The 12,409-nt window shown below is 65.3% G+C and carries 10 protein-coding genes; 3 read left to right on the forward strand and 7 right to left on the reverse strand.

From position 1 onward, the window contains the following. The first annotated feature begins 250 nt into the window (after positions 1 to 250). A complete protein-coding gene (locus QWL29_RS05005; protein WP_305821785.1) occupies positions 251 to 1,315 on the forward strand; it encodes an alpha/beta hydrolase in 1,065 nt (354 codons plus the stop codon). Here QWL29_RS05005 and QWL29_RS05010 read toward each other — a convergent pair. Genes QWL29_RS05010 through lptF form a run of 3 tightly spaced genes read right to left on the reverse strand, consistent with a single transcriptional unit; the run spans position 1,287 to position 4,044 of the window. After that, positions 1,287 to 1,694 carry a sirohydrochlorin chelatase gene (locus tag QWL29_RS05010; RefSeq protein ID WP_305821786.1) on the reverse strand — a complete coding sequence of 136 codons (408 nt, stop codon included), beginning with the start codon at positions 1,692 to 1,694 and terminating at the stop codon, positions 1,287 to 1,289. The two genes, QWL29_RS05005 and QWL29_RS05010, sit on opposite strands and share 29 nt — an antisense overlap. Next, positions 1,694 to 2,887, reverse strand: a complete 1,194-nt coding sequence (gene lptG, locus QWL29_RS05015; RefSeq protein WP_305821787.1) for an LPS export ABC transporter permease LptG — start codon at positions 2,885 to 2,887, stop codon at positions 1,694 to 1,696. Before lptG ends, QWL29_RS05010 begins: the two co-directional genes overlap by 1 nt. Next, positions 2,884 to 4,044, reverse strand: coding sequence for an LPS export ABC transporter permease LptF (lptF, locus tag QWL29_RS05020; protein ID WP_305821788.1), 1,161 nt, complete (start codon positions 4,042 to 4,044; stop codon positions 2,884 to 2,886). The genes lptG and lptF overlap by 4 nt, the downstream gene beginning before the upstream one ends. A gap of 79 nt (positions 4,045 to 4,123) precedes the next feature. On the opposite strand from lptF, the gene QWL29_RS05025 reads away from it, so the two are divergent. Next, the gene (locus QWL29_RS05025; protein ID WP_305821789.1) at positions 4,124 to 5,620 is read left to right on the forward strand and encodes a leucyl aminopeptidase; all 1,497 of its coding nucleotides are present in this window, start codon (positions 4,124 to 4,126) and stop codon (positions 5,618 to 5,620) included. Between the two features lie 517 nt (positions 5,621 to 6,137). Here QWL29_RS05025 and QWL29_RS05030 read toward each other — a convergent pair. Further along, positions 6,138 to 6,326: a DUF1653 domain-containing protein gene (locus QWL29_RS05030; protein ID WP_305821790.1), complete on the reverse strand. Its 189-nt coding sequence runs from the start codon at positions 6,324 to 6,326 to the stop codon at positions 6,138 to 6,140. After that, on the reverse strand, positions 6,326 to 6,847 hold the full coding sequence (locus QWL29_RS05035; protein ID WP_305821791.1) for a phiTE_015 family protein: 522 nt from the start codon (positions 6,845 to 6,847) through the stop codon (positions 6,326 to 6,328). The genes QWL29_RS05030 and QWL29_RS05035 overlap by 1 nt, the downstream gene beginning before the upstream one ends. Positions 6,848 to 7,121: 274 nt before the next feature. Here QWL29_RS05035 and xth point away from each other — a divergent pair, with 274 nt between their 5' ends. After that, complete coding sequence (xth, locus tag QWL29_RS05040; protein ID WP_305821792.1) at positions 7,122 to 7,886, forward strand: exodeoxyribonuclease III; 765 nt, start codon at positions 7,122 to 7,124, stop codon at positions 7,884 to 7,886. Positions 7,887 to 8,005: 119 nt separating this feature from the next. On the opposite strand, the gene QWL29_RS05045 is transcribed toward xth, so the two are convergent. Then, the gene (locus tag QWL29_RS05045) at positions 8,006 to 10,876 is read right to left on the reverse strand and encodes a sensor domain-containing protein (RefSeq protein ID WP_308634901.1); all 2,871 of its coding nucleotides are present in this window, start codon (positions 10,874 to 10,876) and stop codon (positions 8,006 to 8,008) included. 179 nt (positions 10,877 to 11,055) lie between these two features. Continuing rightward, the gene (gene prpF / locus QWL29_RS05050; RefSeq protein ID WP_305821794.1) at positions 11,056 to 12,246 is read right to left on the reverse strand and encodes a 2-methylaconitate cis-trans isomerase PrpF; all 1,191 of its coding nucleotides are present in this window, start codon (positions 12,244 to 12,246) and stop codon (positions 11,056 to 11,058) included. Between the last annotated feature and the right edge of the window lie 163 nt (positions 12,247 to 12,409).

The following is a 12,409-nucleotide window of genomic DNA, read 5'->3' on the forward strand; positions in this document are numbered from 1 at the left end:
GCCGGCCCGTATGGATGAGCCGGAAATGCCCGAGCAGTGTGGGTGGTTTCCGAACAAGTGTCAAACCGGCGGACGGTGCCATGCCATGATTCGGAACAATCCGTGGCGTGTTCGCCGCATTCCTTGTCAGGACCGCATTGGAATTCTTGCCAGAACGGCAGTGTCCTTCTCTTTGGGCGGACGCCAGCGCACAGTGCGCGCGCAACGCGGCGGTTAGCATGAACGCATCGCTTCCTGCCAACACATCACGATGAACACGATTCCGCTGGACGCCGCCACCCTGGCCGAAGCCGGCCGCTTCAACCGCAAGCTGGCCTGGGCGCCGCGCTTCCGTATCCGCAACCGCTGCATGCCGATGCTGGGCCAGGCCCTGCTGCGCGTGTCGCAGGTCGGCGCCGACGCCAGGCTGGAACGCGGCGGCATCCGGGTCGAACAGCGCATCGCCGAAGCCGATGGCCTGCGCGTGCCGGTGCGGATCCTGCGCCCGGCAGGCAGTCGCGCCAGCGCGCCGAAGGCGCTGGTCATCGACATCCACGGCGGCGGCTGGGTGATCGGGAATGCGCGCATGGACGACCGCTTCAACGCCGCGCGCGTCCAGGCGCTCGATGCGGTCGTGGTCTCGGTCGACTACCGCCTGGCCACGCGCACGCCGCTGCGGGAAATCATGGACGACTGCCTGGCGGCCGCGCGCTGGGTGCTAAGGGACGGCCTGCCGGAATACCGTACGCTGCCCGTGTTCGTGGTCGGCGAATCGGCCGGCGGCCACCTGGCGGCGGGCGTGCTGCAGCGCCTGCAGGCCTGGCCGGGCCTGATGCGGCGCATTGCCGGCGCCGTGCTGTTCTACGGCGTCTACGACCTGGCCGGCAGCCCGAGCGTGCAGGCCGCCGGGCCGGATACCCTGGTGCTGGACGGCCCCGGCATGCTGGCGGCGCTGCGCCTGCTCACGCCCGGCATGAGCGACGCCGAACGGCGCCGCGCGCCGCTGTCGCCGCTGTACGGCGACCTGGCCGGCATGCCGCCCGCCTGGATGGCCGTCGGCGACATCGACCCACTGCGCGACGATACCCTGGAACTGGCGCAGTGCTGGCGCGAGGTGGCGGACGTGGAACTGAACCTGCTGCCGGACGCGCCGCACGGCTTCATCCATTTCCCGACGCGGATGGCCGAACTGGCGCTGGCGCGCAGCCATGCCTGGATGTGCGAACAACTCGCGCGCCATGCAAAGGTAGAAGCAGAGGTGGAAGCAGAGGAAGAAAGCGAGACAGCCAGTCTCGCCCTGGACGCGATCAGCCCGGCGCCGGGCCCAGGACGCTGAGGCAGTAGTCGCGCATCGCCGCCAGCACGTTCGGGTCTTCGCCGACGGCGCCGGCCACATGGAGACGCAAGTCGGGATGCGCCGCGCGCAACGCATCGGCCAGCTGCGGCAGGTCGCGCAGCAGATGCCCGCCCTGCCCCAGGAACACCGGGACCACCGTCACGTCCCGCACGCCGCGCGCGACCAGGCTGGAAACCACCTCGGGCAGGCGCGGCTCCATCAGTTCGAGAAAGGCGAGCGCCACCTCGGTGCCGGGCTGCTGCACCCCGGTCTGCGCGTCGATCAGCGCGCGCAGGCGCTCGAAGGGCGCGGCCCAGGATGCGGCGCGTGCGCCATGCGCGAACAGGACCAGTGCGCGCTGCTTTGTCGTGTCGGTCATCAGTGCCGCTCCACCCAGCGCAGCGCGCCGATCGCCAACAACAGGAACAGCAGACTCGGCGCCGCCGCCGTCACGAACGCCGGCCAGGTCGAGAGCACCCCGAGGTGCGAGAACAGCGTATTGATCAGGATGAAGCTCACCCCGATCATGATGCCGATGAAGATCTTCAGGCTGACGCCGCCGCTGCGCGTGTGCAGGTAGGCGAACGGCAGCGCCAGCGCCATCAGCACGAAGATCGCCAGCGGATCGATCAGCTTTTTCCAGAACGCGATCTGGAAGCGCTCGCTCTCCTGGCGGTTCTCGACCAGGTGGCGCGAGTACACGGCCAGTTCGCTGGCCGACATGCGCTCGGGATCGCGGCGCGAGACCTGCAGGATCTTCGGCGTGATCTCGGAGGCCAGGTCGAGGCTCTCGACGCGGCGCGTGGCGACTGCACTCGTGTCCTGGCCGAAGGTGCTCTGGATGGTCTGCCCGGCCAGCACCGGTGCGCCCGGTTCGGGCAGCGTGCGGCTGTTCGAGAACACGGTTTCGGTCACGTTCTGCAGGCGCCAGGTGCCGTTGCCGCGGAAGCTGGCGCTGGCCGCGGTATAGATGGCGCGCATGCGCATCGACGGGTCGAATTCGTACACGCGCACGTCGAGCAGCTGGCCGTCGGCGGCGATCTGGCGCGCGTTGAAGAAGCGAGAACCGGTAATCGGGCCGCGCGCGCCGTTCGGGCCCGGCGTGTGCACGTTATCCTTGGTCCACATCCCCGAGCGGAATTCCGAGGCCAGCGTGGCGCCCTTGGCCGACAGGCGTACCTTTTCCGCCAGCGGCGCGGTGCGCGGCGTGATCAGTTCGCCGAAGATGAAGGTGACCACGACAAAGACGATGCCGATCTTGAAAAGCATCCAGCCGGCCATGCGGGTCGACATCGAGGACGCGCGCATGATGGTGAATTCCGAGCTTTGCGCGAACTGCGCCATCGCGTAGATGGTGCCGATCAGCGCCGCCACCGGCATCACCTCGTACACGTGCCCGGGCAGCATCAGCGCCACGTAGATCAGCGCGTGCTGGAACTGGTAGTTGCCCTTGCCGACCGACGGCAGTTCGCCGGTCAGGTCCATGAAGGCGATCAGGCCGAGGAAGGCGAACAGCACGAAAACCACGGCCTGCGCGATGTTCACCGCAAAATAGCGTTGCAGGACTTTCATCGCGCAGTTCCTCCCGTTGCTCCCGCCAGTTCCGGCGACTTGCGCAGCATCCGGCGGCGCTTCCAGGCATTGATCCGCACCAGCGGGTGGTAGCGGTGATTCACGTTCAGGCGCCAGGCGAACAGGGCCACCACGATCAACGCCACGACCAGGTGCAGCGGCCACCAGGCCAGCGCGAAGTCGAGCTTGTCCTTCTTGACGGCGGCTTCGACCATTTTGACCAGGTTGTTATAGGTGAAGAAGATCAGGAGCGCCAGGATCAGGTTGGCCGAACTGCCGGCGCGCGGATTGACGAAGCCGAGCGGGATCGCCAGCAGCACCAGCACCAGGCAAACGATGGGCGAGGAAAGGCGCGACAGCAGCTCCGACTGTGTGTACTGGTTCTTCACTGCCAGCAGCATGGCGGTGGACTGGGCGTCGAGCGGCACGTCGGTGCCGAGCACCGGCACCTTGGTCGCCACGCGCATGCTGTAGCGTTCGAACTCCATCGACTGGTAGTCGGCCTGGCCCGGCACGCCCTGGTAGCGGCGGCCGTTCTTCAGCACCAGGAACTGGCCGCCCTTGCCGTCGGGTTCGATCACGCCTTCCTTGGCCACCACCACCGAGTTGCTGGCGCCCTGCAGGGAGTTGACGAACACGTTCTGGACCACGGTCGACCCGCTGGCGCTGCCCTCGACGAAGAACACGCGGTCGGCGGACGAAGACTCGCGGAACTGGCCGGGGGCCACGCGTTTCAGGTCTTCGCGCTTCTCGAAGCGCTGCACGAACTCGGTGCTCTTCATCTTGGCCCAGGGCGTGACGAACAGCGACAGCACGGCCACCAGCAGCACCATCGGAATGCCAAACACCAGCACCGGACGAATCCACTTGAGCAGCGACTGGCCCGAGGCGAACCAGACCACCATTTCGGAGTCGCGGTAGGTACGCGTGAGCACGACCAGCACCGAAATAAAGCTGGTGAGAGTCAGGACAGTTGGCAGATAATTCAGGGATTGGAACGCGATCAGGGCGACCACATCGCCCGATGCGACACGCCCGCCAGCGGCCCTGCCAAGAATGGCGATCAGGGTCCAGGTAATACATACCGAGAACAGCACCGTGAAGGTTGCTCCGGCCGCGCTGGCCAGTTCACGGTACAAGGCGCGTGAAAAAATCATTCGATAGTTATAATTGCAGGTTAAGCAGTAGCCGCACTTGTATTCGCATGCTGCGCACAAAACGAAACGGGAGAATCAAATGGACTTTAGCATAAAAGCATTCGACACAAAAAACACCCTGGCCGCGGCCAAGACCGGCTGTGTGGCAGTGGCGGTGTTCGAAAACAAAAAACTGTCGCAGGCTGCGAAAGCCCTCGATCAAACCGGCGAAATCACGGCGGCATTGAAATCGGGTGACATCAGCGGCAAGGCCGGCTCGACCCTGCTGCTGCGCGGCGTGGCCGGCGTGACCGCGGCGCGCGTTCTGCTGGTGGGCATGGGCGCGGACGAAGTGGTCAGCGAAAAGAATTTCAGCACTGCCGTGAACGCGACCTTGAAGGCCTTTGCTTCGCTCGGCACTGCGGATGCCATTATCGCATTTCCAACGACCGAAGTGAAAGAGCGCGAGCCTGAATGGGCATTGCGCAGCATCGTGGTGGCCGCCAACGAAGGCGAATTCCGCACCGACGCCCAAAAGAGCAAGAAAGACCCGGCCCTGACCGGCGTGCGCAAGATCACCGTCGCCGTGCCGCTGGCCAGCCCGCAGGCCAAGGCCTCGCTGGCGCAGTCGATCGCGATTGCCAACGGCATGGCGCTGACCAAGGAACTGGGCAACCTGTCGCCGAACGTCTGCACCCCGACCTACCTCGCCACCGTGGCACGCAAGCTGGCCGACGACCATGGCTTCGAAGTCGAAGTCCTGGAGCGCAAGCAGCTCGAAGCCCTGAAGATGGGCAGCTTCCTGTCGGTGACCAAGGGCAGCGACGAAGCGCCGAAGTTCATCGTCCTGAAGCACATGGGCGGCGGCAAGAAGGATGCGCCTGTGGTCCTGGTCGGCAAGGGCATCACCTTCGATACCGGCGGCATTTCGCTGAAAGCCGGTCCCGGCATGGACGAAATGAAGTACGACATGTGCGGCGCCGGTTCGGTGCTGGGCACCTTCCGCGCCATCGGCGAGATGGGCCTGAAGCTGAACGTGATCGGCATCGTGGCCGCCTGCGAAAACATGCCGTCGGGCCGCGCCTCGAAGCCGGGCGACATCGTCACTTCGATGAACGGTCTCACCATCGAAATCCTGAATACCGACGCCGAAGGCCGCCTGGTCCTGTGCGACGCCCTCACCTACGCCGAGCGCTTCAAGCCGGCGGCCGTGGTCGACATCGCCACGCTCACCGGCGCCTGCATCGTCTCGCTGGGCCACCACAACAGCGGCCTGTTCACCCGCCACGACGCCGCCCACGACGCCCTGGCCGACGAACTGCTGCAAGCGGGTAAAGAGACCGGCGACGGCGCCTGGCGCCTGCCGATCGGCGAGATCTACAACGACCAGCTGAAGTCGAACTTCGCCGATTTGGCGAACATCGGCACCCCCGGCGGCGCTTCGATCACCGCGGCCTGCTTCCTGGAGAACTTCACCCGCAACTACACCTGGGCCCACCTGGACATCGCGGGCACGGCATGGAAGAGCGGCGCATCGAAAGGCGCGACCGGCCGTCCGGTGCCGCTGCTGACGACCTTCCTGATGAACCGCGTGTAATCGCGGTCAGGATGGAATGAAAACGGGCCGCAGATGCGGCCCGTTTTTATTGGCGATGACGATGGAAACGGCGGGGGGGCTATCCGCGATGACGTTGGAAACGGTATGGGGTCTATTCGCGATAACATTGAAACGGCGTGGGGTCCATTCGCGATAACGTTGAAACGGCGTGGGGTCCATTCGTGATAACGTTGAAACGGCGGGGCGTAGGGTGGGCACTTGTGCCCACGCGGTATGGTACCGCCGCGTCATATCGGCATCGACCAACGTCGATACATCGTCAATGGGGATAGAGCAGGTGCCGCGTTAATGCGGCCGGTGAGACCGCGTGGGCACAAGTGCCCACCCTACGGCGAATCGGTATGGTACCGCCGCGTCATATCGGCATCGACCAACATCGATACGATACGTGTGCAATCGTGATTTTGGCATCCGACGCATCTATGCAGACGTGAGACCGCGTGGGCAAGTACCCACCCCAACAACGGCGCATCAGTGGTCGTGCACGTTGCCCGTCTTACGACACCGGCGCAAACCGCGGCGTCATCACGCCATCGACCTCGACCAGCTCGAAGAACACGCTTTTCGGACGCGCCCAGATCGACCCGTCCGCGGCGCGGTAGATGATCATGGGCGTGAGGTCGGCCTCAAGCGTGGCTTCGCAGACCAGCTCGTAGAGGCCGCCTTTGTAGTGCCGGTATTGCATCAGGCTTGTTCAGCCGTCGCTTTTTGACGTTTCTTCAGGCCCTGGATGACCTTCAGTACGCCTTCCATGCCGGCTGTCTCGTCGAGGTCGCTGAACGCGTCGAGCACCTCGTTGAGCACGCGGTTGCGGACCGCGGCTTCGTCCTGCTGCATGGCCGGGGCAGCGGTCTGCTGCTCCACCTTTGCCTGCGCCTCGGCTGCCTTGGCACCGTGCGCCAGGGCCGCCTGCCAGATTACCCAGCGGCGCTGGGTTTCATACACGAGGTATTCCTCGGGCTTGTCTTCACGGCGTCGAACAATGTGGCCATCGCGCTGGGCCCACGCTTCAAATGCACTGCGCATCTCAGTCCTTTTCATATGGGTACGGAAACTCGCTATCGAAACAGCAATATTTCCCATAGTACCATTTTGTTGCAAAACCATTGTCACGAATGCATGCAATCGTGCGGCCTTGCCGGGCGGCGGAACCGAATGGTTCAGCCCGCCAAATGGCATACTACATCGCAAGTTATGCGAAAACAACTACAAGTTCCTGAATAGTAACGATTTCCAACTGTGGTTTTTTACGATTGAAATGTTACATTCCATTCCATCCTTTGCCCCAGATGTCGCATTCATATATTTTAAACCACAAATCTGGCTCTTGAGCATTGCGATTGCAATTTAAGCAAAGCGCACGACGGGGCAGCGGATGGGCCACGTTCTTCGGAAAGTTGCAGGATTTGCGCCCAGCAACGATACTGCGCACCTGCCAGGACGGAAGGTCCGCCTGGCGTGCCACCTACCACGCGCATACATGAAAATAGCTACCTGGAACGTCAATTCGCTGAAGGTCCGCCTGCCCCACTTGCTGAAGTGGCTCGAGACCAGTCCGGTTGACGTACTCTGCCTTCAAGAGACCAAGCTGACCGACGATAAGTTCCCGCTCGCGGAAATTAATTCTGCCGGTTATCAGGTTGCCTACACCGGCCAGAAGACCTACAACGGCGTCGCGATCCTCTCGAAGTTCCCGATCCTTGATGTGGTCAAGAACAACCCGCGCTTCGAAGACCCTCAGCAGCGCATCATTGCCGCTACCATCGAGGGCGTGCGCTTCGTCTGTGCCTATATCCCGAACGGCCAGGCGGTCGACTCGGACAAATATGTCTACAAGCTGGCCTGGCTGAAAGCCCTGCACGAATGGCTGGGTGAAGAGATGCGCCAGCACTCGCAACTGGCGCTGCTGGGCGACTACAACATCGCCCCCGAAGACCGCGACGTGCACGATCCGGCCGAGTGGGAAGGCAAGATCCACTTCTCGGACAGGGAGAAAGCAGCGATGACCGCGCTGGTCGACCTGGGCATGGTGGACGCCTTCCGCATGTTCGAGCAGCCCGAGAAGCAGTACAGCTGGTGGGACTACCGCATGATGGCGTTTCGCCGCAACCGCGGGCTGCGCATCGACCACATCCTGCTGTCGACCGAGCTGGCCAGGCGCTGCACGGCCTGCACCATCGACCGCGAACCGCGCACCTGGGAGCAGCCGTCGGACCATACGCCGGTGATTGCGACGCTGGATTAAGCGGTTCGAAGGGCGCGGCGGGCTGCGCTGCGTCAACGCGTGGGCACGGGGCGCCCACCCTACGGTATCCAAAGCCACTGGCCGATGTATGCGTAGGGTGGGCACTTGTGCCCACGCGGTTACGTCTGCGCGTCCGCGGCCAGCAATTCCCGCGTCGCCTCGCTATCGAGCGCCTTTGCAAACAGCCAGCCCTGCACGTACTGGCAGCCATACCCTTGCAGCAGCGCCAGCTGCTCCTCGGTCTCCACCCCTTCCGCCACCACCTGCAGCTGCAGGCTGTTCGCCAGCGCCATCACGGCCGCGACGATCGCGCGGTCCTCGCTGCTGGCCTCGAGCTCGCGGATAAAGGCGCGGTCGATCTTGATCTTGCGGACCGGGAAGCGCTTCAGGTAGGCCAGGCTCGAGTAGCCGGTGCCGAAGTCGTCGATCGACAGGCGCATGCCCATGCGGTTGATCTGGCCGAGGATCTCCAGCGTCTGCTCGCTGTGCTGCATCAGCGCCGATTCGGTGATCTCGAATTCGACCAGGGTCGGGTCGATCCCGGTCTCGTCGACGATGCGCCGGATCGAGGCCACCAGCGCGCGGTGCATGAACTGGCGCGCCGACAGATTGATCGCCAGCGGCACCGGCGGCAAGCCCTGGCGCTGCCAGGCCATGCTCTGCTCGCAGGCGCGGCGGATCACCCACTCGCCTACCGGCACGATCATGCCGTTTTCTTCCAAAATCGGAATGAAGTCGTCCGGCAGCGCCAGGCCGATGCCGGGGCGGCGCCAGCGCAGCAGCACTTCCAGCGCATGCACGCGGCGCGTGGCCATGTCCATGATCGGCTGGTAGAAGGGTTCGAACTCGCCGTTCGCCAGCGCCGCGCGCAGGTTCGATTCGAGCTCGAAGTGGCGCGCCGCGGCCTGGTTGATGCGCTGGTTGAAGAACTGGTAGTTGTTGCGGCCGGCCGCCTTGGCGTGGTACATGGCGCTGTCGGCATGGCGCATCAGGGTCTCGACGTCGGCGCCGTCGTCCGGGTACAGGCAGATGCCGATCGAGGGCGAGATGTGCAGGCTGTGGCCGTCCACCGGCACCGGCAGGGCCAGCGCCTCGATGATCTTGTCGCCCACCGCGTCGCACTCGATGCTGGCATGCACGCCCGGCACCAGCACCACGAATTCGTCGCCGCCCAGGCGCGCCACGGTATCGCTGGCGCGCACCGCGCGGCACAGGCGATTCGCGACTTCCTTCAGCAGGTAGTCGCCGGTCAGGTGGCCGAGCGAATCGTTGATGGTCTTGAAGCGGTCGAGGTCGATGAACATCACCGCCAGCTTGGTGTTCGAGCGCCCTGCCGCCAGGATCGCCTGCTCCATGCGGTCGGCCAGCAGCGCGCGGTTCGGCAGGCCGGTCAGGCTGTCGTGGTAGGCCATGTGGTGCACGCGCGCCTCGGCCTGGCGCCGTTCCAGGATCTCGTCCTGCAGCAAGGCGTTCGCACCGGCCAGTTCGGCGGTGCGCTCGGCCACACGCACTTCGAGCTCGTCGCGCGCGCGCCGCACTTCCTCGGCCGCCTCGCGCTGGGCCGTGACGTCGTCGACCATCCACACGCTGCGCCCGCCCGGGTTCTCCAGGTCGAAAGGCCGCCCGGACAGGCGCGCCCAGAACACCTCGCCGTCGCGCCGGATCAGGCAATGCTCGGACACGTGCACGCGTGCGGCCGCGAAGTCGCGCGCGGTCTCTGCACGCGCGGCCTGCCAGGCATCGGCGTCCGGGTAGAGCGTACGCACCGACACCGCGCCGATACCTCCTGGCACGCAGCCGAACAGCTCTTCCATCTTGCGGTTGCAGTGCAGGATGTGGCCGTTCTCGACCACGGCGATGCCGAGCACCGCGCTGTCGAGGATGGCCTGGTTTTCCAGCAGCGCGTCGCGCAGCGATTCTTCGCTGCGCTTGTGGCGGGTGCGGTCTTCGACGATCCAGGCATTGCCGTGCAAGGGCTCCTCGGGATTGACCATGAAGCCGATCAGCTGCACCCAGAGCGGCGTGCCGTCGGCGCGCACCATCGCGGTCTCGGTGGTGTAGGAGCGGCCCAGCGCGAACTGTTCGAAGGCGGCGGCACCGATGGCGTCGCAGGCCGCGTCGTCGGCGTACAGGCCGCGCACGTGGGTTGGCAGCGCGCTCTCGGCCGGGTAGCCGAACATCTCGCGAAAGCCGCCGTTGCAGCGGGTGATGGCGCGCTCGCGGGTGAAGATGATCGCCAGCGCCGAATTCGTGAGCAATGCCTCGACTTCGAGCTGGGCGCGGCGCGCCTCGGTGATGTCCTCGACGATCCAGATGGTGCCGGCTTCGCGCCGGTCCGGCTCGACCAGGTGGGCGCGCACGCGGCACCAGAACAGCGAGCCGTCGCGGCGGCGAAAGCGCTGGCCCGTCTTTTCATACACCTGGCCCTGGGCGATGGTGCCGAAGGCGCCGTTCATGAAGTGGACAAAGGCTTCGGGCGACTCGAACATGTCGACCGGCGCCACGCAGGCCAGCTCCTCGGGGGTGTAGCCGGCCATCGCGGCCAGGCGCGGGTTACAGCTGCGCATGCGCCCGCCCTGGGTGAACAGGATGCCGACCGGCGCGTTCTCGATCAGCACGCGCTGCTCCAGCACCGTGGTGCGCAGGGTCTCGCGGCCCTGCTCGTAGGCGCTGACGTCGGCGAAGACGAGGCTGGCGCCGCCATGCGCGAGCGGCTGCGAACGCACCTGTACCTCTACCCTGCCCCTGGCCGCGCCCAGCACGCCATGCCAGTTGCAGCCGAGGTGCAAGGCTTGCACCAGCTGGCCTTCGGCGGTCTGGGCGGCGGCGTCGACGAAGAGTTCAGGCAGGGCGCGGCCCAGCGGCGAAGCGCCGAGCAGCAGGCCCAGCGCATCGTTGGCGGCAATGATGATGCCGGCGCCATCGCAGGCGCAGGCAGGTGCGCCCAGCAGCCGCAAGGCATCGGCGACGAGGGCGGGTTGGCTAGGCATTCTGTCCATCTTCAGGGTGCATCCCAGGCTGCGGCCTCTGGGTCCGGGCCGCTTTTGCGTTGCCAGATCATAAACCACGCCGGGTAAAAACTACTAGCACAATGGAAAGTTTTGAAACAAAGACGGGCAGCCGCCGTCGTATTGACGCCACCTGCCCGCCTGCTGGCACTATCCGACGCTCAGAAGGTGTCGCCCGGCACCCGCACCCAGCCTTCCATCAGCACGCGCGCGCTGCGGCTCATCACGGCCTTGGTGACGCTCCATTCGCCGTCCTTCTGCACGGCCTCGGCGCCCACGCGCAGGGTGCCGGACGGGTGGCCGAAGCGCACCGCGCCCGGCGTGCCGCCGCCGGCGGCCAGGTTGACCAGCGTGCCCGGCACGGCGGCCGCGGTGCCGATCGCCACGGCGGCGGTGCCCATCATCGCGTGGTGGAGTTTGCCCATCGAGAGCGCGCGCACGACCAGGTCGATGTCCCCGGCTTGTACCTGCTTGCCGCTCGACGCCGTGTAGGCCAGTGGCGGCGCAACGAAAGCCACCTTCGGCGTGTGCTGGCGGCCGGCCGCTTCGTCGGCGTGCTTGATCAGGCCCATGCGCACGGCGCCGCTGGCACGGATGGTTTCGAACAGCACCAGCGCCTTCGGGTCGCCGTTAATCGCCTCTTGCAGCTCGGCGCCGGTATAGCCGACGTCGGCGGCGTTCAGGAAGATGGTCGGGATGCCGGCGTTGATCATCGTGACCTTCAGGGTGCCGAGGCCCGGGACGTCGAGGTCGTCGACCAGGTTCCCGGTCGGGAACATCGAGCCGCCGGCGCCCTCCTCGTCGGCCGCCGGGTCCATGAATTCGAGCTGGACTTCGGCGGCCGGGAAGGTCACGCCGTCGAGTTCGAAGTCGCCGGTTTCCTGGACTTCACCATTCGTGACCGGGACGTGGGCGATGATGGTCTTGCCGATGTTGGCTTGCCAGATGCGGACCGTGGCCATGCCGTTTTGCGGGATGCGGTCTTTATCGACCAGGCCTCCTTGAATAGCGAACGAGCCGACGGCCGAGGACAGGTTGCCGCAGTTGCCGGACCAGTCGACGAAGGCCTTGTCGATGGCGACCTGGCCGAACAGGTAGTCGACGTCGTGGTCCGCTCTTGTACTTTTGGAGACGATGACGGATTTGCTGGTGCTGGAGGTGGCGCCGCCCATGCCGTCGATCTGCTTGCCGTAGGGGTCGGGGCTGCCGATGACGCGCAGCAGGAGTTTGTCGCGGGCCGGGCCGGGTTGTCGGGCCGCTTGCGGCAGGTCTTGCAGGCGGAAGAAGACGCCTTTGCTGGTGCCGCCGCGCATGTAGGTGGCGGGGATTTTGATTTGGGGAGTGTGTGCCATTTGTTCGTGGTCCTGTTTGATTGTGCGGGCGACGTTTCGCCGTACGTGTCCGGGTGTTGGGTGCGTACCGCGTGGGCAGTAGGGCTGGCTAAATGCCAGCCCTACTGCCCACGCGGTTACGTGTCTCAAACAACGCCGCGGACGGTGACGCATCGCCCGCAAA

It is taken from the genome of Massilia brevitalea (assembly GCF_030711405.1).
In the GTDB taxonomy this organism is placed as follows: domain Bacteria; phylum Pseudomonadota; class Gammaproteobacteria; order Burkholderiales; family Burkholderiaceae_D; genus Telluria; species Telluria brevitalea.